The 25,542-nt window shown below is 59.9% G+C and carries 14 protein-coding genes; 7 read left to right on the top strand and 7 right to left on the bottom strand.

The genetic code is table 11. The annotated features are described in order from the left end of the window. Window positions 1–10: 10 nt before the first annotated feature. Entirely contained in the window at window positions 11–745 is a 735-nt protein-coding gene (locus ACIPF8_RS12945; protein WP_400421511.1) for a molecular chaperone, read from the bottom strand. 12 nt (window positions 746–757) lie between these two features. Further along, window positions 758–1,279 carry a spore coat protein U domain-containing protein gene (locus ACIPF8_RS12940; RefSeq protein WP_400421510.1) on the bottom strand — a complete coding sequence of 174 codons (522 nt, stop codon included), beginning with the start codon at window positions 1,277–1,279 and terminating at the stop codon, window positions 758–760. Window positions 1,280–1,699: 420 nt separating this feature from the next. On the opposite strand from ACIPF8_RS12940, the gene ACIPF8_RS12935 reads away from it, so the two are divergent. The 4 genes from ACIPF8_RS12935 (at window position 1,700) to ACIPF8_RS12920 (ending at window position 13,137) form a co-directional block, all read left to right on the top strand. Further along, on the top strand, window positions 1,700–7,789 hold the full coding sequence (locus tag ACIPF8_RS12935; RefSeq protein ID WP_400421508.1) for an alpha-2-macroglobulin: 6,090 nt from the start codon (window positions 1,700–1,702) through the stop codon (window positions 7,787–7,789). Window positions 7,790–7,847: 58 nt separating this feature from the next. Next, a complete protein-coding gene (gene pbpC / locus ACIPF8_RS12930) occupies window positions 7,848–10,190 on the top strand; it encodes a penicillin-binding protein 1C (RefSeq protein WP_400421506.1) in 2,343 nt (780 codons plus the stop codon). 136 nt (window positions 10,191–10,326) lie between these two features. After that, window positions 10,327–12,384, top strand: a complete 2,058-nt coding sequence (locus tag ACIPF8_RS12925; RefSeq protein ID WP_400421504.1) for a S46 family peptidase — start codon at window positions 10,327–10,329, stop codon at window positions 12,382–12,384. A gap of 186 nt (window positions 12,385–12,570) precedes the next feature. After that, window positions 12,571–13,137: an NnrU family protein gene (locus ACIPF8_RS12920; protein ID WP_400421503.1), complete on the top strand. Its 567-nt coding sequence runs from the start codon at window positions 12,571–12,573 to the stop codon at window positions 13,135–13,137. A gap of 24 nt (window positions 13,138–13,161) precedes the next feature. On the opposite strand, the gene ACIPF8_RS12915 is transcribed toward ACIPF8_RS12920, so the two are convergent. The 4 genes from ACIPF8_RS12915 to ACIPF8_RS12900 all read right to left on the bottom strand — a co-directional run bounded on the left by ACIPF8_RS12915 (window position 13,162) and on the right by ACIPF8_RS12900 (window position 18,107). Further along, window positions 13,162–14,670, bottom strand: coding sequence for an NAD(P)H-hydrate dehydratase (locus tag ACIPF8_RS12915; RefSeq protein ID WP_400421502.1), 1,509 nt, complete (start codon window positions 14,668–14,670; stop codon window positions 13,162–13,164). A 27-nt stretch (window positions 14,671–14,697) separates the two neighbouring features. Beyond that, a complete protein-coding gene (locus ACIPF8_RS12910) occupies window positions 14,698–15,963 on the bottom strand; it encodes a D-amino acid dehydrogenase (protein WP_400421500.1) in 1,266 nt (421 codons plus the stop codon). Between the two features lie 217 nt (window positions 15,964–16,180). Then, window positions 16,181–17,383: a DUF2252 domain-containing protein gene (locus ACIPF8_RS12905; RefSeq protein WP_400421499.1), complete on the bottom strand. Its 1,203-nt coding sequence runs from the start codon at window positions 17,381–17,383 to the stop codon at window positions 16,181–16,183. Window positions 17,384–17,504: 121 nt separating this feature from the next. Then, complete coding sequence (locus ACIPF8_RS12900) at window positions 17,505–18,107, bottom strand: short chain dehydrogenase (RefSeq protein ID WP_400421497.1); 603 nt, start codon at window positions 18,105–18,107, stop codon at window positions 17,505–17,507. 110 nt (window positions 18,108–18,217) lie between these two features. On the opposite strand from ACIPF8_RS12900, the gene ACIPF8_RS12895 reads away from it, so the two are divergent. After that, window positions 18,218–19,129, top strand: coding sequence for a LysR substrate-binding domain-containing protein (locus ACIPF8_RS12895; protein WP_400421496.1), 912 nt, complete (start codon window positions 18,218–18,220; stop codon window positions 19,127–19,129). On the opposite strand, the gene ACIPF8_RS12890 is transcribed toward ACIPF8_RS12895, so the two are convergent. After that, window positions 19,113–20,012: a LysR family transcriptional regulator gene (locus tag ACIPF8_RS12890; protein ID WP_400421494.1), complete on the bottom strand. Its 900-nt coding sequence runs from the start codon at window positions 20,010–20,012 to the stop codon at window positions 19,113–19,115. The two genes, ACIPF8_RS12895 and ACIPF8_RS12890, sit on opposite strands and share 17 nt — an antisense overlap. A 136-nt stretch (window positions 20,013–20,148) precedes the next feature. Between ACIPF8_RS12890 and ACIPF8_RS12885 the strand changes: the two genes are divergently transcribed. Beyond that, window positions 20,149–21,165: a zinc-binding alcohol dehydrogenase family protein gene (locus ACIPF8_RS12885; protein ID WP_400421493.1), complete on the top strand. Its 1,017-nt coding sequence runs from the start codon at window positions 20,149–20,151 to the stop codon at window positions 21,163–21,165. Window positions 21,166–21,440: 275 nt separating this feature from the next. Continuing rightward, on the top strand, window positions 21,441–25,460 hold the full coding sequence (gene purL, locus ACIPF8_RS12880; RefSeq protein ID WP_400421882.1) for a phosphoribosylformylglycinamidine synthase: 4,020 nt from the start codon (window positions 21,441–21,443) through the stop codon (window positions 25,458–25,460). The last annotated feature ends 82 nt before the right edge of the window (window positions 25,461–25,542 follow it).

Genomic DNA, 25,542 nt, shown 5'->3' with positions numbered 1-25,542 from the left:
TGCGATCAGGCTAGCGGCTAGAAACCTGGTCAGCCTCCAGCGTGAGTTGTTGTTCAATCTCGCCCTTGTCTGTCTGAACGTGCAGTCGAACCAGGCCGGAACGGATTGTTCCGTTTGCCAATGGCCACTCCTTGTGCTGACCCGGTAAAACGTAGGCAGGTGTGCTGATCTGCAGCGCGCCCTTGCCATCAGGATTGCTTAACTGGATGCTGACTATTTTGTTGTGGACATTGCCGTTGTTGGCAGCGGTCAGCATCAGGCCGCCTGCGCGTCTCTGCAACTGCCAGGAGATGTCTTCCCGTTTTTGTTGCGGGACGATGAACACCGGAATACTGACCTTCAACAAGGTCCTCAGGCCGGACGTCTGGGGACCGGCGGATGGCACCTCCTCAATCAGCAGGCGATAACTTTTTTCGCTTGTCGGAGTGAGCGGATTGCGCATTCCGAAGCGCAGGAATTGAATTTGCCCCGGCTGTATCGCAAAGATCGGCGGGTTTAGCAGCAGGGCATCGGTCTCGGCTTGCACTTCCTCGCGCCCGTCGGTACTCCAGTCGACGGCACTGACCTGTATCCGCACCGGAGCATCGCCAGTGTTCCTGATCTGCAGTACGCCGGATGGGCGCTCGGCACTCAGGTCGAAACCGATCGGGTTGACGTTGAACGATGCCGCGCGAATGTCCTGCGCAACGCCGACGAACAGGAGCAAGGCAAGTGCAGCCTGCCATCTGCCAAGGATTTGCATCATGGCCGTGTCGTTCTAGAACGTGACAGTGGCGACTACGGTATCGGTATAAGTGGCGGCCGGCAGCGACGTCTGACCGGACGGGATGCTTGCGTACACGGTGATCGCCGTGGCAACGCCGGTAGCAGTGACAGCTGTAGGCGCCGTCGCCGGTGTATTACCCCACGTCACTGTGTGATTGGTATCCGAAAACAGGCCGTAGTTGAGATATGCCGGTGTGGTCGCGCCGTTGGAAAGCCGGCGCACCGGGGCCGCGTTGGTAGAGCCGGACCCAGGATTTGCCCCTTGACCCAGAGTGATGACTGGACTGGCGCCTACTGTGCACGTAGTGGTGACGCTGGCAGTGGCGACCTGGTTGACGGTGGCGTTGGCGACAACGGGATCGTAGGTTGTCGTGAAGCCAAGTGTGGAAATGCTGCAATTGTTGGCAATGGTGACCGTGTTGGTCATGATGGCGGTTGCGGTGCCCGCGAATGCACTGGAGCAGCTGGTTGCCGCTGCGATAACTAGAATCACGTTCCGAACAAATTTTTGCATGACGAATCTCCCGATTGACATTTTTTGTAATGGAAACCCAGGCTGTTATCTGGACATTTGTTAAGTGATGCGCACCTTTCAGACGGTTGAATATGGTTGGGATATATCTTTAATGAAATATTTATTTTTGTTAATTATTGCTACTAGGAATTAATGCCGTCAAGGGACATTTAAATTTTTAACAAAATCAAGACAACAGTGGTGAACGTCTAGCTAGGTAGTTCAAGGGAAGAGAGTGTTTGTCAACATTTGTTGATGTTGTTTTATGGGGGAGGTACAATCTTATGGATATCATATCGACAATAATTTCCTGATGGCATGGTCTAGTGTAGACTCGATCGCTGTTGCGTTCGTTACGACTGAGCGCGCCTGGAAATTTGTTGAAACTCACGTCACCTCGCCCAGATACTAAGGAAACACATGCCACAACCTGATGACATGAAGAGCAGCAGCCCCAATAAATTATTGGGGCTTTTTTCTACCTTGCTCAAGGCTGTCCTCGCAGTGCTTTTGTTGATCTGGACGCCATTCAAATGGGTATTACGGCAAGTGTTTGGCAATATTGCCTGGCAGGCTCCAGCCTGGGCCAGCTGGACTGGGCGCAATGTGCGTGCCGGTGCGGCAGCTGCATGCCGCCAGCCGCGCCGTTCGCTGGCGGCTTTGCTGTGTTTGCTGCTGCTGGCAGGCGGCGGCTGGTACGGTTACCGCTGGTGGCAAGCGCAGCCTAAGCCGGTTGAGGTCGTGCTCAAGGTGAGCAATCCGGGGCGTACCGAAATCGAACAGGAAGATCCGGCCAATCGCTTGCCGAAGCCGTTGCTGATCAGTTTCGATCATTCGGTCGCAACCTTGGCCAGCGTCGGTAAGGATGTGACTGGCGGCATCACGGTCAGTCCGGCGATTGCCGGGGTGTGGCACTGGAACGACGACAAGACATTGAGTTTTGCACCAACGGAAGATTGGCCGGTCGGCAGTGAATTCCAGGTCAGCTTCGACAAGAAGCTGTTCAGCCCGGAAGTGCGGCTGGCGCAGTACGACACCAAGTTCAACAGCCCGTCTTTCAAGATCGATATCGTCCGCTCCGAGTTCTATCAGGATCCGATCAATCCGGCCGTCAAGCAGGCCGTGATCGAGCTGCATTTCAGCCATCCGGTCAATTCTGCCGAACTGGAAAAGCGCATCGAATTACAGCTTGAACAGCAATCTGCCGGCGTGCTGGGCATCGGCAAGGAAACCACGCCATTCACCGTCGGCTACGACAAGCTCAAGCTGAACGCCTACGTCCGTTCGGCCAATCTGCCGATTCCGAAAGACAGCAGCAGCCTGCGTTTCGCGCTCGACAAGGGCGTGCCGGCAGCGCGTGGCGGTACGCCATCCGACAATCCGCTGGGTGCAAAAATCGCAGTGCCGGGGCTGTACAGCCTGGCGATTACCGACATGACGCCGCAAGTCGTGACCAACGACAAGAACGAGCCGGAGCAGGTGCTGTTGCTGAATACCACCGCCACCGTGCATGAACGCGAGATGAAAAAGGCGATCAGCGCCTGGGTGCTGCCGAAAACCCATCCGGACAAAAATGGCGTATTCAAACCGGCCAGCGACGACGATACGGCGGACGAGTGGAGTGTGGAAGAAATCACGCCGGCGATCCTGAAACAGTCGACTCGCCTGGCGCTGGAGCAGATTCCGGCGGAACACGAATTTACCGATATCCACAGTTTCAAATATCACGCCGATGTCGGTGCGCAGGTGTACGTGCAGGTCGAAGCCGGCGTCAAGTCGTTCGGCGGCTATGTGCTGGGCAAGACTGACCGTCGCGTGCTGCAGGTGCCGCCATTCCCGGCAGAGTTGAAGATACTCAGCCAGGGCGCATTACTGACCATGAGTGGCGAGAAAAAGGTGGCGGTGCTGGTGCGCGACCTGCCAGGCGTAAAGATTGAAATCGGACGCGTATTGACGACCCAGTTGCAGCATTTGGTGTCGCAATCCGACGGCAATTTCGCCAATCCGGAATTCTATGACCGCTTCGGCCCGGACAATCTGACCGAGCGCTTCGAATCGAAGATTCCATTGCCTGATCTGGAACGTGGTCGCGCGCATTATGAAGCGGTCGACATGAACCAGTATTTGAAAGGCGATGCCGAAGGCGGGGCCCGTCGTGGCGTGTTCTTGCTCACCGTTACCGGCTATGACCCGGCGGCGGAAGCACGCGCCAAGAAAGAAGAGGCCAAAAATCAGCGTCAGCCAGGCGAGCCGGCGGCTGACGACAATGCTGACGAGTGCGGTGACAACTGCGCTGACCAGGGCGACGCCGGCGATCAAAATGGCGACAATGTCGCGCCCGAAAGCAAGGTCGACAAACGCCTGGTGATCGTCACCGATCTCGGCATCCTGGTGAAGAAATCGCTGGACGGTTCGCAAGATGTATTCGTGCAGTCGATCTTCAACGGCAAGCCGGTGGATGGCGCTACGGTCGATATCATCGGCAAGAACGGCATCACCTTGTTTTCGCAAGCCACCGATGCCACCGGACGCGCCCATTTCGCCAAGATCGAGGGCCTGTCGCGCGAGCGTGCGCCGTTGATGGTGCTGGTGCGGAAAGCCGGCGACCTGAGTTTCATGCCTTTGAATAAAACCGACCGCGCTTTGGACATGTCGCGCTTCGATGTCGGCGGCGTCAAGAATGCTGCGGTGGCGGACCAGGTCTCCGCCTATCTGTTCAGCGATCGCGGCATCTACCGTCCGGGCGATACTTTCCACATCGGCATGATCGCCAAGTCGGCCAATTGGGGCGGCAGCATCACGGGCCTGCCGCTGGAGGCGGAAGTGCTGGATGCGCGCGGGTTGACCGTCAAGCGCGAGAAAATCAAGCTGCCGCCGGGCGGTTTCAGCGAGTTGTCCTACACCACGCAGGAAAGTGCGCCGACCGGCAGCTATAACATCAACCTGTATCTGGTACGCGACGGCAAAGCCGGCGCGCAGGTCGGCAGCACCAGCGTCAAGGTGCAGGAATTCCAGCCGGACCGCATGAAGGTGAGCGCCAAGTTTAATGTTGCGGCAAGCGAGGGCTGGCTCAATCCGAAAGACCTGAAGTTGTTGGTCAATGCACAGAATCTGTTCGGTACGGCAGCGGAAAACCGCCGCGTTACCGCCGAGCTGACCTTGAGCCCGGCATTCCCGGCGTTCCGCCAGTTCCCGGATTACAAATTCTACGATCCGCAACGGGCCAAGGATGGCTATAGCGACCAACTGGGCGACCAGACTACCGACGACAAGGGCGATGCATCGTTCGACCTCGGCCTGTCGAAGTACGCCAAGGCCACCTACCGCCTGCAAGTGCTGGCGCGCGCCTACGAACCACAAGGCGGGCGCGGTGTCGCGGCGGAGACGTCAACACTGGTGTCCGAGCTGCCTTATCTGGTCGGTTTCAAGGCCGACGGTGCGCTCGATTTCGTATCGCGCGGCGCCCATCGCAGCGCATCGATTATCGCGCTCGATCCGAAAGCGCAAAAGACTGCGGTGTCGGGTTTGACCTTGCAGCAGATCGAACGCAAGTACGTGTCTGTGCTGACCAAGCAGCAGGATGGCGGCTATAAATACGAATCGCGCAAGAAGGAAATTCTGTTGAAGGAGACACCGCTGACGATTCCCGCCGCTGGTTTTAACCTGTCGCTGGCCAGCGACACGCCGGGTAATTTCGCCTATGTGATCCGCGATGCCCAAGGCCTGGAATTCAACCGCATCGAATATGCGGTGGCCGGGCAGGGCAACGTCACACGCAGCCTGGAGCGCAACGCCGAGCTGCAACTGACTTTGAACAAGAAGGATTACGTGCCGGGCGACGATATCGAAGTCAGCATCCGCGCGCCGTATGTCGGCGCCGGCCTGATCACGATCGAGCGCGACAAGGTGTTCACCCACCAGTGGTTCAAGACCGATACCTTGGCGTCCGTGCAGAAGATCCATTTGCCGAAGGATTTCGAAGGCAACGGGTACATCAGCGTGCAGTTCATCCGCGATCCGTCGTCAGACGAGATTTTCATGAGCCCGTTGAGCTACGGCGTGGTGCCGTTCGCCACCAGCCTGGCGGCGCGCACCAACAAACTGACCTTGAACACGCCGGAATTGGTCAAGCCGGGCCAGCCGTTGAAGATCAAGCTGTCGTCTTCGCAACCGACGCGGGTGGTGGTGTTTGCGGTGGATGAAGGCATCCTGCAGGTGGCGCGTTATCAGATGGCCGATCCGCTTGGTTTCTTCTTCCAGAAAAAGATGCTGGAAGTGCGTAGCTCGCAAATTCTCGACCTGATCCTGCCGGAGTTCAAGAAACTGCTGGCGGCCAGCGCGCCGGGCGGCGACGCTGAAGGCGCGTTGGGCAAGCATCTGAATCCGTTCAAGCGCAAGCATGACAAGCCTGCGGTGTATTGGTCGGGGATTGTCGATGTTGATGGCGACAAGGAATTCACTTACCAGGTGCCGGATACCTTCAACGGCAGCATGCGGGTGATGGCGGTGGCGGTCAACGACAATACCGTTGGCACAGCGCAAGGCAAGACGCTGGTGCGTGGCGATTTCGTGATTTCGCCAAATGTGCCGCTGGCAGTGACGCCGGGCGACGAGTTTGATGTCAGCGTCGGTGTCGCCAACAACGTGCTCGGCTCCGGCAAGGATGCGCCGGTGACGCTGACCTTGAAAACATCGCCGCACCTGCAAGTGATCGGCAGCGATACGCAGACCTTGAAGATCGGCGAAATGCGCGAAGGCGTAGCGACCTATCGGCTCAAGGCGGTCGACGGTGCGCAGGCGATGCTCGGTTCGGCGACGCTGAATTTCACATCGACCTTGGGCAGCAACGCCAGCAAGACCAGCAAGCTGGCGACCGATGTCTCGGTGCGGCCGCCGGTGGCGCGCTACACGCAACTGACGATGGGCAATTTCAACGGTTCGGTGGACGTGGCGCTGAAGCGCTCGCTGTATCCGCAATATCGCCAGCTGGAGGCCGGCGTGTCGTCGTTGCCGCTGGTGCTGGCAGGCGGCTTGTCGAGCTATCTGGCCAACTTCGACCATCTGTGCACCGAGCAAATGATCAGCCAGGCAGTGCCGGCACTGGTGTTGTCCAAGCGACCCGAGTTCGGCAAATCCGATCTCAAGCTGCAGACTGCGCGCAGTTTTGACGATGCGTTGAAGGTATTGCGCACGCGGCAAAATGCCGAAGGTGGATTCGGTTTGTGGGATGCATCGGTGCAGGCTGACGAGTTTGCTTCGATCTATGCGCTGCACCTGATGTTGGAGGCGCGCGAACGCGGCGAGGTAGTGCCGGCCGACATGCTGCAGCAGGGCCTGGATTACGCACAGAAGCTGGCGGCCAGCCCGGCTACCGGATTGCCGCAATTGCGCGTGCGCGCCTATGCCGCTTACCTGCTGACGCGGCAGACGGTGATTACCACGCCGATCCTGACCAGCATCCGCGAGACGTTGGAGCGTCGCTACCCGAAAGACTGGCAGAACGACCTGGCAGCGGCTTACCTGGCTGCCTCCTATCAGTTGCTGAAACAGGATCGCTTGGCCAGCAATCTGATCGACAAGCAGGTGGCGCAACTGGTCAAGCCGGGCCAGCCGTTTGGTTACGACTATTACTACGATCCGTTGATTCGCGATGCGCAGGTACTGTACCTGCTGTCGCGCCATTTCCCGGCGCGGGTCAAGGCTTTGCCGCCGGCGGTGATGACGGCGCTGGTGAAGCCGATAGCAGACGGCAACTTCAATACCTTGTCGAGCGCTTACCTGATCCTGGCGTTTGATGCCTACGCTACGGCGATGGGACCGGATGCGTTGGGCAAATTGTCGATCACTGAAATTGATGCCAGCGGCAAGCAACGGCCACTGACGCTGCCGAACAACCTGGTGCCGCGCGTGGCCTTTACACCCGGTACCGCAAAATTGCGCTTCGGTAGCGACAGCAGCCTGCCGGCTTATTACGCGGTGACCGAAACCGGTTTCGACAAGGCGCCGCCGAAAGAGGAGCTGCGCTCCGGCATGGAAGTGCTGCGCGAATTTGTCGGCAAAGATGGCAAACCGGTGACATCGGTCAGCGTCGGCGACGAGCTGACGGTGCGCCTGAAGTTCCGTGCGGTCGGACGTGATTATGTGCCGAACGTGGCGCTGGTGGACTTGACGCCGGGCGGCTTCGAGCCGGTACTCGATACGCCATCCGAACCAAGCACCGGCACCGCCGAGGGCAGCACTGCCCAGGCCACGCAGAACGCGGCGCTGGCCGGTTTGGCCGGCGCCAAGTCGAACTGGAATATCACCTACGCCGATGTACGTGAAGACCGGGTGGTGTTCTATGGCACGGTGAGCAAGGATTTCAGCGAGATCACTTATCGCATCAAGGCCACCAACAGCGGTCGTTTCACGGTGCCGCCGGCGTATGCCGAATCGATGTACGAACGCAACGTGCAGGCGCGCTCCGCTGCCGGCCAGAGCCTGACGGTGGATGCGCCGGGCAAGAAATAACGCAGTAACCGCAGTTGGAGCGTGGCTTAGGATGTTGAACGGGAAATCAGTGGCAGGTATGGCGCGCCGTCATCGACGGATATTGCTCGGCGTCGCCTTGGCTGCACTGCTACTGATCGGCTTGCGTCTGTGGCCACATGCGCCGCTACGGGTCGCGGTCAGTACGTCCACTGCGGTCTACGCCAAGGATGGCGAGTTGTTGCGCCTGGCGCTGGCGCCGGATGAGCAATATCGGCTGTGGCTGCCACTCAGCGATATCGATCCGCGCCTGGCGCAAGCGGTGCAGTTGTACGAGGATCGCTGGTTTTACTGGCATCCCGGCGTCAACCCCGTGGCGTTGGGCCGGGCGGTTTCATCCACTTATGGTGGCGGCACACGATTGGGCGCGTCAACCATCACCATGCAGTTGGCGCGTCGGCTGTACGGCATCCAGAGTCAGAATGTCGGCGGCAAGCTGCAGCAGCTGGGAGCGGCGTTTTGGCTGGAGGCGCGCTACAGCAAACGCGAGATACTGGAAGCCTATCTGAACCTCGCGCCCTACGGCGGCAACATCGAAGGCGTGGCCGCCGCCAGCCTGATCTATTTCCACAAGCGCGCCGAACACCTGACTTTGCCGGAAATCCTGACCTTGGCAGTGATCCCGCAAAATCCCTCCAAGCGCGGCGGCATGTCACGCCTGGGCGGCGGCTTGCAACAGGAGAAAACTCGCGACCAGGCGCGCAAGCGGTTGGCGGAAATCTGGCTCGACAAGCATCCCGAAGCGCGGCGTTACAAGGCCGACCTCGAAGCCCGGGTGCCGTTGTATTCCACCGGTAGCGTGCCATTCCTGGCGCCGCATGTTAGCGACTATCTGTTGCGCACCAAGCCTGCCGGCGAGATCTGGTCCAGTATCGATTTGCCACTGCAGGGCACGCTGGAGCGCATCCTCGGCCAGTTCGTCGCCAATCATCGCGGCGTCGGCGTGAATAACGCGGCGGCGATGCTGATTGATCGGCGCAGTGGCGAGGTGCGCTCGGTGGTCGGTTCCGCCAACTATTTCGATCCAGCGATCGATGGCCAAGTCAACGGCACGCAAGCCAAACGTTCGCCCGGCTCGACCCTGAAGCCGTTCATCTACGGCCTGGGGCTGGACCAGGGTTTGCTGCATCCGATGACGATCCTGAAAGATGCGCCAACCACCTTCGGTCCGTTCAGTCCCGAGAATTTCGACGGCCGCTTCGTCGGGCCGATTGCCGCCCAGGATGCGCTGGTGCGCAGCCGTAATATTCCTGCGGTGGCGTTGGCCTCGAAACTGACGCAACCCAGCTTGTACGAATTCCTGCAGCAGGCTGAAGTCAGCAGGCTGGCGTCGGAAAAACATTACGGGCTGGCGCTGGCGCTGGGCGGTGGTGAGCTGACCATGGAAGAGTTGGCGCGCCTGTATCTGATGCTCGGCAGCGGCGGCGTGCTGCGACCGCTGCATTACGACCGGCAGGCGCCGGACGTGCCGCAAGGGCATGAGGAACACAAGCGCTTGCTATCGGAAGAAGCTGCCTTCATCACGCTGCAAATGCTACAGACCAATCCGCGCCCGGATACCGGCGAACCGGGCGCCCCAGCCATCGCCTGGAAGACCGGTACTTCCTGGGGTTTCCGCGATGCCTGGACCGCCGGAGTGTTCGGCAACTACGTGCTGCTGGTCTGGGTTGGGAATTTCGACGGCAGCGGCAATCCGGCTTTTGTCGGTGTGCAGACTGCGGCGCCGCTGTTTTTCAAGATTGTCGACAGCATGCGCGCGCAGCGTCTCGATTCCGGCGCCGTGGCGCAGCCGGTGCCTGCCAATGTGAAGCGGGTTGAGGTTTGCCGCGCCAGCGGCGATTTACCGAACGACTTGTGCACGGATCGGGTGCAGACCTGGTTCATTCCGGGCAAATCGCCGATCCGCATCAGCAATTTGCATCGCGCTGTCAAGATCGACAGCCGTACCGGCCTGGCGACTTGCGAAGACGGACCGTTCACCCGCACCGAGGTGTTCGAATTCTGGCCGACCGACATGCAACGGCTGTTCCGCGAAGCCGGCATGCCGCGCCGCCAACCGCCGGTTCAGCCGGATTGCGGCGGGCAGGCCATGCAACAGATCAAGCAGCAGTCGACGGATGATGGCCCATCGATCATTTCACCCAATAGCGGCGCGACCTATACCATGCAGCTGTCGAAAATGACGCCGATCGCGTTACGCGCCAACGCCACCTCGGCGCAGGACATGCTGTTCTGGTTCGCCAACGGCGGCTTGATCGGCAAGGCGCGCGCCGCCGACAGCCTGGGCTGGCTACCCGGTGCGCCGGGGCGTTACCAGTTGCGCGCCATCGATCAGGAGGGACGCGCCGACGGCCGCGAGGTTGAGATCGAGTTCGTTCCCTGATGCATCGTGCTTAGCATTGTCGGATCGCTATCGTAGCGCCATCGTAGCGCTCAAGTTACGCGCAATCGTGATAACGATTTCTATTTCAATGTGGTAATGTTTCACTCCTAAAAATTATTAATGTTAGGAATGTACGATGCGATTTCATTGGCTTTTAGCGGCACTGCTAGTGCCAGGCATGGGCATGGCGGCGGAGGGGATGTGGACTCTGGACAATTTGCCGAAAGCGAAGATGCAGGCCGAATACGGCTTCACCCCGACAGATGCCTGGATCAAGCGCACCATGCTTGGTTCGGCGCGTATCGCCGGCGGTTGCTCGGCGTCTTTTGTATCGAAGGATGGCCTGGTGATGACCAATCACCATTGCGCCTCCGAATGCCTCGACCAACGCTCGACGGCAACCAAGAATCTGATCCAGGATGGTTTCCTGGCCAAGCGCCGCGAAGAGGAACTGAGCTGTCCCGAGATCGAGCTGAACCGGCTGGAACAGATCACCGATGTTACCGATCAGGTCAAGAGTGCAACCGCTGGCCTTGATGGCGCGGCGTTCAAGAGTGCGCAGAATGCGATCAAGGCCAAGCTGACTTCGGCATGCGTCGGCAATGACAAGGAAACCGTACGTTGCGATGTGGTTGACCTGTATCACGGCGGCCAGTACCAAGTGTATAAGTACCACCGGTTCCAGGATACCCGCCTGGTCTGGGCGCCGGAAAAGGCTGCCGCTTTCTTCGGTGGCGATCCGGACAATTTCAACTTCCCGCGCTACGACCTCGACATCACCATGTTGCGTGCGTATGAAGGCGGCAAGCCGGCCAAGATCGAGAATTACTTCCCGTTCAGTAAAAATGGCGCGGAAGAGGGCGAATTGGTATTCGTCACCGGCCAGCCAGGTTCGACCCAGCGCCAGCTGACCGTATCGCAACTGGATACCTTGCGCGATGTCACCCTGGTCAACACCTTGCTGCGTCTGGCCGAGATGCGCGGCGTACTGGAACAGTACAGCAAGACCAGCCCGGAAGCGGCGCGTAATGCAGAGCACATGCTGTTCGGCGTGGAAAACGGCTACAAGGCGCTGCGCGGACGTTTGACGACTTTGCAGGACCCGGCGCTGATGAAGCAAAAGCAGGATGAGGAAACCGCCTTGCGCAAATACGTCGCGCAACAACCGGCGCTGCAAGCCAAGATCGGCGGCGCCTGGGATGAGATCGCTGCCGCGCAGCAGGTGTACCGGCAGATCGAAGCGCCGTACGGCATCATTGAAGGTGGTCGCGGCTTCAACAGTAAATACTTCAGCTACGCCCGCGCGCTGGTGCGCGGTGCGGTGGAGCGCGCCAAGCCAAACGGTGAGCGCCTGCCTGAGTATGCCGACGCCAAACTGCCGGAAGTCGAGCAGGAATTGTTCTCTACAGCGCCGGTCTACCCAGAGTTCGAGAAAGTGATGTTGGGACTCTCGTTCACCAAGATGCGTGAAATGCTCGGCGCCGACGATGCCTTCGTCAAGCAGGTGCTCGGCAAGCAATCGCCGGATCAACTCAGCGCCGCGCTCATCGATCACACCAAGCTGGGTGATCCAGCAGTGCGCAAGGCCTTGTGGCAGGGCGGCCAGGAAGCCATCCTGAAATCAGATGACCCGTTCATCAAGATGGAACTGGCGCTGGACCCGGCGGCACGGGCGATTCGTACCCGCTACGAAAAGGAAGTGGAATCGGTGCAGCAGAAAAATTCCGAGCTGATTGCGCAGGCGCGGTTTGCACAGCAAGGCACCAGCACCTATCCGGATGCCACCTTTACGTTGCGCTTGTCGTACGGTGAAGTCAAGGGCTGGAAAGATGGGGATAAGCAGATCGCTCCATTCACCACCATCGGTGGCGCTTTCGAACGCGACACCGGCGCCGATCCGTTTGCATTGCCGGCTTCCTGGCATGCGGCCAAGGGGAAACTGAATTTGGCGCAGCGCTACGATCTGGTCACCACCAATGACATCATTGGCGGCAACTCCGGCAGCCCGATGATCAATCGCAACGGTGAAATCGTCGGCCTGATTTTCGACGGCAACATCCATTCGCTGGGCGGTGCGTTCTGGTACGATCCGCGCTTCAATCGTTCGATTGCGGTGCACAGCGGAGCGATCCTGGAAACGCTGGACAAGGTGTATGGCGGTAGTGCGCTGAAGCAGGAAATCCTGGCGCACTAAGCCGGGTGCTGTAGATGGTCCCCTTCATCACCGCATGAAGGGGATCGCGTGCAATGGCTTCGTGACACGGCGCATGCCGTGCATGGAGCTCATTTCATGCCTGTCCGTATCGGTTTGCGCGGACAGGCATGAAATGAGTTCTGGTCAGCCGCCGACAGGCAGGTGGCGTACAAAAGGAGATCGATCATGGCGATGCTGGTCTTGGGATTGGTTTTGTTTCTCGGTATCCACCTGCTGCCTACCGTACCCAGTCTGAAAGCCAGACTGGTCGGCAATTGGGGTGAAAATCGCTACAAGGCGCTGTTCTCGATCGTCGCGGTGCTGGGGCTGTTGCTCATCATCGTCGGCTATGGCAGGGCGCCCGGCGGCGGCCGGGTATTCGATTCCTTTCCGCTTGCCATCATGGTGGCGCCGTTCGCCATGGCAGTCAGTTTTGTGTTGTTTGCCGCCGCCAACATGAAGACCCACATCCGCACCTGGTTGCGCCATCCGATGCTGCTCGGGCTGGGCATCTGGGCGCTGGTGCACCTGCTGGCCAACGGCCACTGCAAGGCGACCTTGCTGTTTGGCGCATTCCTGGCGTTTGCCGTGTTGGACTTGATTTCTGCGGTGCTGAGAAACAGCAGCAAATCATTCACGCCGAGTTTCAAGCAAGACCTGATCGCGATCGTCTCGGGCGTGTTGTTGGCGCTGCTGGTGATGACCTTCCATCGGCAATTGATGGGCGTGCAGGTGGTAAGTTGGGGAATGTAGGTCGTGCTTGTCGCCAGTCAGAGATCAGTTGTCCTGTATCAGCTGGTTCAGCAGCAAGCGCACTTCCGGAATCAGTTCGCTGGCTATCATGCCGATTGGCCCGATTCCTTGTTCCACCAGTTGATCTGCAGCACGGCCGTGTAGCCATACTGCCGCCAGTGCGGCTTCCCAATGCGGCCATCCTTGCGCCAGCAATGCGCCGCAGATGCCGGACAAGACATCGCCGCTGCCGGCGGTAGCTAGTGCCGGGTTGCCGGTAGGATTGACCACCGCTTCGCCGTCGGCGCGGGCGATGATGCTGCCGGCGCCTTTCAGCACCACTACGGCGTTGAAGCGACTGGCCAGTTTGCGTGCTGCGCTACTGCGGTCAGCCTGGATTTCAGAGGTGCTGACGCCAAGCAGGCGCGCTGCTTCCAGCGGATGCGGGGTCATCAGTACGGCGTGCTGGCGTTGTGCAACCTGCTGTTGCAGCAACGGTTGCTTCGACAACAGGTTGAGGGCGTCGGCATCCAGCACCAACCAGCTCGGCGCTTCCAGCGCCCGTACCAGAAGCGCCAACGCGGCATCGGACATACCGAGGCCGGTGCCGACGACCAGTGTCGCGGTCGAAAAGTCGAGGTCGTCCGCATGCCGGCACATCAGTTCAGGTTGTGCACTGTCATAGGCCGGAGGATTTGCGGCGTAGCCGACGAACACACGGCCAGCGCCGCATTTGGCAGCGGCTCGCGCCGCCAGGATCGGCGCACCGCCCATGCCGGCGGCGCCGCCAATCACCGCAACATCGCCGAAGCTGCCTTTGTGGGTGTTGCGTCGGCGCGGCTGCAGGCGTTCGGCAAACAACGCAGGCTGGTTCAGCCAACTATGCGCTGCGGGGAAATAATTATCGGCGATTTCCAGTGTGGCGACTTCAACCTGGCCGGCGTAATCGGGGCCATCGCCGGTATGCAGGCCGGCCTTGTCGGCGATGAAGGTGATCGTGTGTGTGGCTTCGATAGCGACGCCGCCACCGGCTGCACCGACCACCGTGCCGGTATCGGCATCCAGCCCGCTCGGCACATCCAGCGCCAGCACCGGGCAGTGCATCGCATTGACCGCTTGCACCAGTTTGCGCAAGTCGCCATCCAGCGCCCTGGCCAGGCCGATGCCGAACAGGCCGTCGATGACCAGTGTCCACTGGCTGCTGTCGATCTCGGCGAATTGCTCCGGCGGCATCAGGTGTACACCTTGCTGCTGGGCGCGCCTGAGCGCGTTGGCGGCATCGGCTGGCAAGCGGGCCGGATCGGCTTTTAGTAGCACCACCGCTTCGGCGCCAGCCTTGGCCAAGCCGGCTGCCGCTTCCAGCGCATCGCCGCCGTTATTGCCTGGGCCGGCCAGCACCAGGATGGTTGCCGCATGCGCAGGGCCGGGCAGGATGCGCAGCGCCGCCTGGGCGGCCGCCTGACCGGCGCGTTGCATCAGGCTGTAGGGCGGTGAGCTAAGCAAGGCCGCCTGTTCAATTTTCCGGATATCGGCGGTCGAATAGATGGCGTTCATCGGATCTGAACCTAGAGAGGTGGGGGACTAACGATAGCGCGCGACGGTCAGTCCGTCCAGATCAACTTCTGATGGCCGGCCCGAAACCTGGTCGGCCAGCACCTTGGCCGCGCCCAGCGCCATGCTCCAGCCGGAGCCGCCGTGGGCGATATTGACGAAGACATTGTTGATGCCGGTATGGCCGATCAGCGGCACTTCGTCGGCCAGCATCGGCGTGTGGCCGCACCAGAAGCTGGCGCTGTTGAAGTTGGCGGCGTCGGGGAACCAGTCGTGCGCCACTTTCAGCAGCGTGCGCAGCGCCTTGTCGTCGATTTCCATATCCTTGGCGCCGAATTCGGCAATGCCGGCCAGGCGGATGCGTGAGCCGATGCGCGCCATGGTGACCTTGTAGGACGAATCGAGGACTGCCAGCTTCGGCGCATCCTCGTAGTTCTTGACGGCGGCAGTCGCGGTGTAGGTCTTGATCGCGTGCAGCGGCAGGCGCAGCCCAAGCGGTTTCAGCAACTTGGCGCTGGAGCTGCCGGTAGCGCAGACCACTGCATCGGCGGACAACTGCTGGCCGTCGATGTGCAAAGCCACGCGCGAACCCTGTGGTTCGATGGCGGTGACTGCGCTGTCGAAATGAAACTGTACGCCCAGTCCCTGCAGGATGGCTTTCAGCTGCTTGGTGAACAAGGTGCAGTTACCGGCGCCGATGTCGGGAAAGTACAGCCCGCCGGCGACATTGCCGGCGTTTGCCAGCGCCGGCTCCAGCGCGCGCGCGGCGGCGCCGTCGAGCAACTGGTGGGCGACCCCGCATTCAGTCAGTAATTCCTGGGTGGCGCCGAGCGCAGCGACTTCCGCCTCGCTGCGGAACAGCCTCAGCAAACCGGGGCTTTGCTCGAAGTCGATCTGGAAGTGCTGTTCGATTTGCTGCAGCAAGTCCTGGCTGTAGGATGCCAGGCGCTGCATCTGGTGCGTGTGGGCGCGAAAGCGCTGCAGCTCGGATTCCGCCATCCAGCGTCGCATCCAGCGCCAAAGCGCGGGGCTGAAGCGGGCATTGAGGACATTGGGGGCTTCCTGGTTGAACATGCCGGCCAGGATCGCTTTGCGCATGCCGGGTGCCGACCATGGCAAGGCCGAGCCGGCAGACAGGATCCCGGAATTACCCAGCGTCGACTCTTCGGCGACATTGCTGCGCTGTTCAACCACCGCTACCTGGTGGCCAGCCTCGGCCAGGAAGTAGGCGCTGCAGACTCCCATCACGCCGCCGCCGATAACCACGATTTGTTTCTGTGTTTGTTGCTGTATCACTATTGTTCTCAAGGTGTTCTGCGAACCGGTCCGCGGATCTGGATAAACTCCGTAGACGTGTTGCCGGCTTGCGTGCTGGCCTCATGTAGGCGATCAGAATCATACCTTGAATTACTTGCCAAGAGGACAGCAGGCAGCGGCAAATATCGCTGCCTTCCCTGTTTGTGGCAAAGCAGCGACTCCAGAACCCGCCAACGACTAATTGTTAAAGGCTCTGTTAAACCTTGAAAACGCCGTCGTCGTAGGCTTTGCTGTAGACCAGCCAGTCCTTGCGCACCTGTATCGTGCATTCCTGCGCCGCTTCCAGCAGCGGCTTCTTCCATTTCTTGCTTTGTCCGAAATCGATCAGCTCATCGGCAATCACCGAGCCCTGGCGGCCGCTGCTGCGCAGTTGCGCCCAGGCGACGATATTGCCCATGGTGGTCAGCACGCGTTGGATATCGCTCATCTTTTGTTGCGAGCGATTGAGTGTGACCCGGTCTTCGCTGGGTTGCAGGCCGCGCAGCACATAGGATGTCTTGCCGAGCATGACCGGTTGCAGGAAGGCCATCGATACGGCCTGGCAGCGGCGCTGCAGCGCCACCACGCGTGCTGCTTCGCTCTTCCACTTCGGTTGCTCAAGTTTGAGATACGGGGCCAGCGAGGAGGGCAAGGCTTGCTTCAGATCGAGCAGGTAGTTGGTGTCGGGCGATCCCTTGCCTTCCACGAGTATGGAGTAGCGATCGACGCCGAGGCTGCCGGTGCCGGCGACGCGGCGCGCTACATCCAGCACCTTGTAGAACTCCGGATTTGGTTGTTCCGCAGCGAATGCGTTCATGAAGGCGGTGACCTTGGCGCGCTGCTTGTCCGACGCCGGCAGGGCTTTCTTGCCATCGGTGCGCAATATGCGTTGCTTACCTTTGCGGACGGTGCGACTGTCGAGATAGAGCGCACGCTGGCGGCCGCGCAAGTCGTTGAGCAGTTCGCCGACCATGCCTTGTGCGGTATCGCGCTCGACCCAGCGCGCCTTGCCTAATGTCAGCGCGTTGCTGTAGGCATCGAGGAAGGTGCGGCACAGAATACGGCTTTCAGCGGCGCTCAGCGACAGTCCTTCGGCCGCGATCAGGACGCTGGTCAGGAAGCGCACCAGCTCCAGGCTGGTGGGCGCCAGCACGGCTTCATCGAAGTCGTTCATGTCGAAGTAGGTGAGGCGGTTGTCGCCCTTGTAGGTGCCGAAATTTTCCAGATGCAGGTCGCCGCAAATCCAGGTTGCCGGCGCGCTGCGGAACAAGCCGCTTTTCGGCAGGCGTTCGTAGAACAGGTGGCAGGTGCCGCGCAGGAATACGAACGGATTGCTGCGGATGTTGCGATATTTGAGTTGCAGGCGTTCCGGATCACGCCCGGCGTTGTATTCCTGGATGCGTTTTACGACATTGACCATAGCGGGCCTCTTGGGGAAATGGATTGGCGTCAAGTTGTCTGTCGCCAATCTTACTGCATCGTCTTGACAAAATGCTGACAAAAACTGACGCGCTTTCTCCAAGGGCCGGCGTTCTCGCTATTTATTCCCAGACCCGGTATACGCGGCCGGTCTGTGCACCTTCCACACTACGGCTATAGGCCAGGGCAACGCGGCTGGCGGGCGCAGCCTGGAAACCGTAGAAGAATGGGCCGTAGCTGGCCAGCGACTCTTCCAGCACGGTTGGGCTGACGATGTTGATGCGCAGGCCGCGCTTCAGTTCGATCGCGGCGGCGCGCACGAAACCGTCCAGTGCTGCGTTGACGGTGCTGGCGTTCACGCCTTGCAGGATCGGCTCGTCGCTGAGGATGCCGCTGGTCAGGGTGATCGAGCCACCGTCGTTGAGGTGGTGTTGGGCCACCAGCGCCAGGTTGATCTGCCCCATCAGCTTGTCGCGCAAGCCGACCTGGAAATTCTCGGGTGTCAGTTCCTGCAGCGGGCCGAAATGCAGCTTGCCGGCGGTCGATACGACGGCGTCGATCTTGCCGAGCTTGTCGAACAGTGTTTTCACGCTGTTGATGTCTGTGATGTCGACCTGATACTGGCCGCTGCTGTTGCCGACTTCGATGACTTCATGGCGGCTCGCCAGTTGCGCCACGACTGCTTTGCCGACTGTGCCTGTGGCACCGATAACTGCGATTTTCATGTTGTGCTCCGTGATGAGTGAGATCCAGGCTTCAGTATGATTACTTCTTGATGGTGGATAAATGCATTAAAATTACTATCACTTAAAACCATTGGTGTTTAATTGCGACTATGGATAGATTGACCAGCATGCAGATTTTCGTCCGCGTGGTCGAAAAAGGCGGATTTTCGGCTGCGGCGGAAGAGGCCGGGATTTCGCCGACGATGGTTGGCAAGCATGTGCGCCAGTTGGAGGAGCAGCTTGGGGTGCGTTTGTTGAATCGCACCACGCGGCGTCAAAGCCTGACCGAGATCGGCCATTTGTATTTCGAGCGCTGCAAGCAGGCGCTGCAGGAAATCGAGGCAGCCGACGCCTCAGTCAAGGAGATGCAGTTGCTGCCGCGTGGCGTGCTGCGTGTGACCGCGCCGGCGACCTTTGGCGGGCTGATGCTGACCGCCGTGGTACGCGCTTATCTGGAGCGCTATCCCGATGTCGAGCTGGATCTGTCGTTGAACGACCGGGTGGTCGATATGGTTGAGGAAGGTTTCGAGGTGGCGCTGCGGATCGGCGCGTTGCCCGATTCGACACTCATCGCGCGTCCCTTGCAGCCTTACCGTTCAATGGTGTGCGCCTCACCGGAATACCTGGCGCGTTGCGGCACTCCGCGCACGCCGCAAGAACTGATCGGGCACAATTGCCTCAGCTTCGTCCATGGTAACCGCTATAACCGCTGGGAATTCGCTATGGACGGCGTACGGCAGGAAGTCGAGGTGCACGGTAACTTTCGCGCCAACAACGGCCTGGCGCTGCGCACTGCGGCGTTGAACGGGATCGGCATCGTCATGCAACCGGAAGCATTGCTGCGCGATGAGGTGGCTGCCGGGCGGCTACAGCGCTTGCTGATCGACTATGAACTGGCGCACCGGCCGATGCATATCGTGGTGGCGTCAAATCGCAAGATGACGCCCAAGCTGCAATCGTTCATCGAGTTCGTGGTCGAGCATTTCGGTCGCGACGGCGAGGCACTCACACAGCCGCATTGAGGGCAGCAAAGCGCTCACGCAAGAATATCAGCAGCGCGCGCAGCGATGGCGACATGCTGCTGCGGTGCGGATACACCATGCTGAGCGGGGTTTCCTCGCCGGCGAACTGTTCCAGGACGATTTCCAGTCGGCCGTCGGCTACGTCCTGGCGCACATCCAGCCAGGATTTGTAGGCGATGCCAACGCCGGCCACTGCCCAGGCGCGGGCGATCGCGGCGTCGTCTGTCATGCGGTCGCCGCGCACCTTGACGTCAATCGGCGTCTTGCCCGCATAAAACCGCCAGTTATTGAACAAGCCGTGCTGCAGGTAATACAGCAGGCAGTTATGGTTGGCCAGATCCTTCGGCGCCTGCGGCCGGCCATGTTTAGCCAGGTAGGATGGCGCCGCTACCGCCACCCGGCGGCTGGCTGCCAGCGGTTGCGAGACCAGCGTCGAGTCGTCTAGCGGGCCGTAGCGGAAAGCCACATCGACCGGATCGCGGAACAGATCGATCACACGATCTGAAAACTGCAGCGACAGCGTCACTGGTGGATATTTTTCCTGGAAGGCGTCGAGCCACGGCAGTAATACATTGCGGCCAACATCGGACGGCATCGACAGCCGCAGATGGCCGCTTACCGCGCCGTCCGCATTGAGCAACGCCTGGCCTTCCTGCAGCAGCGCCAGGGCTTGGCGACTATATTCAAGAAACAGGGTGCCTTCCGGCGTCAGGCGCATGCTGCGCGTCGAGCGGACGAACAGCCTGGTATTGAGCTGCTGTTCCAGCCGCTTCAGGCTGGCGCTGGCGGTAGCTGGCAGCAGATCAAGCTGACGGGCGGCGTTCGACAGGCTGCCGAGATCTGCGGTGTAGATGAAAAGTTGAAGATCCGTGGTTGAATACATTATCAAATATTGATTGAAAGTGAGTCAATTAATCGGATGTTTATAAAATAATTCAACATTATCATAATGGTTGGCATCCGATCGGATTTACGATGAATCCAGCTTGAGTCGGTTAACCAATTTCAGGAGTTTGAGCATGAAAGCCGTTGCATTAACCCGTTACCTGCCTATAGAAAACCCCGAGTCGCTGGTCGACGTCCAGCTCGACAAGCCGACGCCGAAGGGGCGCGATATCCTGGTCGAGATCAAGGCCATTGCGATCAACCCGGTTGACGTCAAGGTGCGCGCACCAAAGGATACGGTCGAGCCGGCGCCGCGCGTGCTGGGTTGGGACGCCGCCGGGGTCGTGCAGGCGATCGGTCCCGAAGTGAGCCGTTTCAAGGTCGGCGACCGGGTGTTCTATGCCGGCGATATCACCCGTCCCGGCAGCAACAGCGAATTTCAACTGGTGGACGAGCGGATCGTCGGCCATATGCCGCAATCGCTGGCGTTCGAGCAGGCGGCGGCGTTGCCGCTGACGGCAATCACCGCCTGGGAAGCGTTGTTCGATCGCTTGCATGTGCCGGCGGCAACCAGCTTGCCGGGCAAGTCGATCCTGATCATCGGCGGCGCCGGCGGCGTCGGCTCGATAGCGATTCAGCTGGCGGTCAAGGTGGCCGGCCTTAACGTGATCGCTACCGCCTCGCGTCCTGAATCTGAAAAATGGGTGCGTGAACTGGGCGCGCAACATGTGATCAACCATTTCGGCGACCTTTCTGCGCAGCTGAAAGAGCAGGGCTTCGATAGTGTTGACTACGTGCTGATCCTGAATGATACGGACCACCATTTCCCGGCGGCGGCTGCCGTGGTGGCGCCACAAGGCACGATCTGCACCATTGTCGAGAACGCCGCACCGCTGGACGTCAGCCTGCTGAAGGCCAAGAGCGCCGGGTTCGTCTGGGAATTCATGTTCACCCGCTCGATGTTCCAGACTGCCGACATGCAGCAGCAGGGCTATCTGCTGGACCGTATTGCGGGCCTGATCGATAACAAGACCATCGTCACTACGGTCAACCAGGTGTTGTCGCCGATTAATGCTGCAAACCTGCGGCAGGCTCATGCCACGCTCGAAACCGGTCGTGTCATCGGCAAGATTGTCCTCAAGGATTTTTAAATCACGGGTTCAATCGTCTGGTGTAGCCGCTTCTCAAGCTGCGGCTGCGTCATTCCCGCGTTCGCGGGAATGACGGTGGTTAGATATTATTTTGATATCTTTAATTATTCGTTTTGCAATTTCTTTCTCGGGGAGCAGCATGTTTGCCTGGTTACACCCCAGTGCAGTCAAGTTGATTTTGTCATCGTTTCTCAGGGCAAGGGGCGGGCCGGCACTGTATAATGACGGCTTCTGATTTAACCCGCAGCCCACGCTGCATCAACTCCCTCCTCGCCATGTTGATTTTGCCCGGTTCCAACGCTCTTCCCGCCTTCCGTTCCCAACGCCTTTTAGCCCAATTGCAAGCGATCGACAGCAATGTCATCGCCGTTGCCGGCCGTTTCGACCATTTTGTCGACGCCGCGACGCCGCTCAGCCAGGACGATATCGGCCGCCTGAACGCATTGCTGACCTATGGCGACCCGTTCGATTCGTCGATTGTCGGCGAAGGTGGCGAGGAATTCATCGTCATCCCGCGTTTCGGCACTATTTCGCCTTGGGCCAGCAAGGCCACCGACATTGCCCACAACTGCGGCATGACGCACATCAAGCGCATAGAGCGCGGGATTGCGTTTCAGGTCAAGCTGAAGGCCGGCTTGTTGGGCCTGGGAGCAGAGAAGAAGCTGAGCGACGACAGCGTGCGCGCCATTGCCGATGTCTTGCATGACCGCATGACCGAAACCGTGTTGCGTAGCGCCGAAGAGGCCGGCGGCCTGTTCCGCGAACTGGATGCCAAGCCATTGGCGTTTGTCGACCTGCTGGCCGGTGGCAAGCAGGCGCTGGCGCAAGCCAATAGCGAACTCGGCCTGGCGTTGTCGGACGATGAGATCGATTACCTGGTGGCGGCGTTCACCAGCGCCAAGCGCAATCCAACCGATGTCGAACTGATGATGTTCGCGCAAGCCAACAGCGAACATTGCCGCCACAAGATTTTCAACGCCGACTGGGTCATCGACGGCGAAGCGCAGGACAAATCGCTGTTCGCGATGATCAAGAACACCCACCAGCTGGCGCCCAGGGGCACCATCGTCGCCTATAGCGACAACTCATCCATCATCGAAGGCGCTACTGTCTCGCGCTTCTATGCGCGCGGCGCGGCAGAAGGCAATACCTACCGTGCATCGGAAGAACTGACGCACATTCTGATGAAGGTCGAGACGCACAACCATCCGACCGCGATTTCCCCATTCCCGGGCGCCTCCACCGGCGCCGGCGGCGAAATCCGCGACGAGGGCGCAACCGGCCGCGGCGCCAAGCCGAAGGCTGGCTTGACCGGTTTCACCGTATCCAACCTGTTGCTGCCGGACGCGCAACAGGCGTGGGAAAACGCCGCAGATGTTACCGTTACTGGCCAGCAGGACGCCGGCCAGTATGGCAAGCCAGAGCGCATCGCCTCGGCCTTGCAGATCATGATCGAAGGCCCGCTCGGCGGCGCCGCGTTCAACAACGAATTCGGCCGGCCTAACCTGGGCGGCTATTTCCGTACCTACGAACAAAACGTCGGTGGCAACGTGCAGGGCTATCACAAGCCGATCATGATTGCCGGCGGCATCGGCAGCATCTCCGACAAGCACACCAAGAAGAACGACCTGCCGGTCGGCAGCCTGCTGATCCAGTTGGGCGGCCCAGGCATGCGCATCGGCATGGGCGGCAGCGCCGCATCGTCGATGGCAACTGGCTCCAATACTGCGGACCTGGATTTCGACTCGGTCCAGCGCGGCAATCCTGAAATGGAACGGCGCGCGCAGGAAGTCATTAACGCCTGCTGGGCAATGGATGACAAGAATCCTATCCTGTCGATCCATGACGTCGGTGCCGGTGGCCTGTCGAACGCCTTCCCGGAAATCACCAACGACGCCAAGCGCGGCGCGATTTTCGATTTGCGCAAGGTGCCGCTGGAAGAGAGCGGCATGGCGCCCAAGGAAATCTGGAGCAACGAATCGCAAGAACGTTATGTGTTGGCGATCGCACCGGAAAGCCTGCCGCTGTTCGAGTATTTCTGCCAGCGTGAACGCTGCCTGTTTGCGGTTGTCGGCACGGCTACCGAAGAGCGTCAGTTGAAGGTGATCGATCCTGAGCATGACAACAATCCGGTCGACATGCCGATGGATGTCCTGCTCGGCAAGCCGCCAAAAATGCTGCGCGATGTGACCCACGTCAATCCGGTATTGCCAGCGGTCGACTTGACCGGCATGGATCTGCTGGAAGTATCGCAGCGCGTGCTGAAGTTGCCGACAGTCGCCGACAAATCGTTCCTGATCACCATCGGCGACCGCACAGTTGGCGCCACGTCGGTCCGTGACCAGATGGTCGGTCCGTGGCAAATTCCGGTAGCCGATTGCGCTGTCACCAGCATGAGTTTCGAGGGCTATCTGGGTGAAGCGATGGCGATGGGCGAGCGTACGCCGCTGGCTGTCATCAATGCCGCCGCATCGGGCCGCATGGCGGTCGGCGAAGCGCTGACCAACATTGCCGCCGCACCGATTGCTGATATCTCCGACGTTAAATTGTCGGCCAACTGGATGGCTGCCTGTGGTCAGCCAGGGCAGGACGCGGCGTTGTTTGATACCGTCAAAGCTGTCGGCATGGAATTGTGCCCGGCGCTTGGCATCAGCATCCCGGTTGGCAAGGATTCCTTGTCGATGCGCACCACCTGGAATGACGAAAACCAAGCCAAGGCCGTGACTTCGCCGGTGTCGTTGATCGTCTCGGCTTTTGCGCCGGTGACCGATGTGCGTCGCTCGTTGACGCCGCAGATTCGCACCGATGTCGGCGACACAGCCATCATCCTGATCGACCTCGGTCGCGGCAAGAACCGCATGGGCGCTTCGGCGCTGACGCAGGTCATGCAGCAGATCGGCAACGAGACGCCGGATGTCGATAGCGCGGAAGACCTGAAGGGCTTCTTCGCCGCGATCCAGCAACTCAACAGCGAGCAAAAACTGCTGGCCTATCATGATCGTTCCGACGGTGGCCTGTTCACATCCTTGTGTGAAATGGCGTTTGCCGGCCATAGCGGTCTGTCGATCAACCTCGACATCCTGACCATGGAAAGCGAGCACGCAGCGGATTGGGGCGATTCCAAGAACTGGACCGGCCAGGTGGCCGAGCGTCGCAACGAACTGACCTTGCGCGCGCTGTTCAACGAAGAGCTGGGCGCGGTGCTGCAAGTGCGCGCCGAGCAGAAATCGGAAGTCATGAATGTGCTGCGCAGCTTCAACCTGGGCGCCTGCAGCCACATCATCGGCAAGCCGAATGCGCGTGACATCATCGAATTCAGCCGCGACGCCAAGACCATCTACAGCCAGACCCGCATCGATCTGCAACGCCTGTGGAGCGAAACCAGCTGGCGCATCGCCCGTCTGCGTGACAATCCGGCCAGCGCCGATGCTGAATACGACCGCATCCTGGATGCAGCCGATCCTGGCATCACGCCGAAGATCCCGTTCGACCAGCAAGACAATATCGCCGCGCCTTTCCTCAACCTGGCAGCCAAGCCGCGCGTAGCGATCCTGCGCGAACAAGGCGTCAACTCGCATGTCGAGACTGCCTATGTGATGCATCAGGCTGGCTTTACCTCGGTCGACGTCCACATGAGCGATCTGATCGCCGGCCGCGCCCGCCTGGACGACTTCAAGGGCTTTATCGCCGTCGGTGGTTTCTCCTACGGCGACGTACTGGGTGCAGGCGAAGGCTGGGCCAAGACGATTCTGTTCAACGCCAAGCTGGCCGAGCAGTTCTCGCTGTTCTTCCAGCGTGGCGACACCTTTGCACTGGGCGTCTGCAACGGTTGCCAGATGATGAGCAACCTGAAGTCGATCATTCCAGGCGCGCAAGCCTGGCCGAAGTTCACCCGTAATAAGTCGGAAAAATTCGAAGCCCGTTTCTCGATGGTGCAAGTCGAGTCGTCGCCATCGATTTTCTTCCAGGACATGGCCGGCACGCAGAGCGCCATCGCCATCGCCCACGGCGAAGGTTTCGCAGATTTCTCGCAAACAGGTGATATCAACGAAGCCTTGGTAGCGATGCGTTTCATCGACAACAAGGGGCAGGTAAGCGAAGGCTATCCGTACAACCCGAACGGCTCACCGCAAGGCATCACCTCGGTAACCACGCCGGACGGCCGCTTCACGGTCTGCATGCCGCACGCCGAACGGGGGTTCCGCAGCGTTCAGCAATCCTGGCACCCGGAATCATGGGGCGAGGATTCTCCATGGATGCGCATGTTCCGCAATGCGCGCAAGTGGGTAGGGTAATTGCCGTTTGATGTTTGCGATTCCTGAGCGATCAAGGAGTCGTAATTAGTAGTTAGGTAGGGTGGGCAAGTTGTTTTGTCCA

This window comes from Collimonas sp. NPDC087041 (assembly GCF_044745265.1).
GTDB lineage: Bacteria > Pseudomonadota > Gammaproteobacteria > Burkholderiales > Burkholderiaceae_D > Collimonas.
The sequence above is the reverse complement of the archived record's forward strand: the minus strand, read 5'-3'. Positions and strand labels throughout refer to the sequence as shown.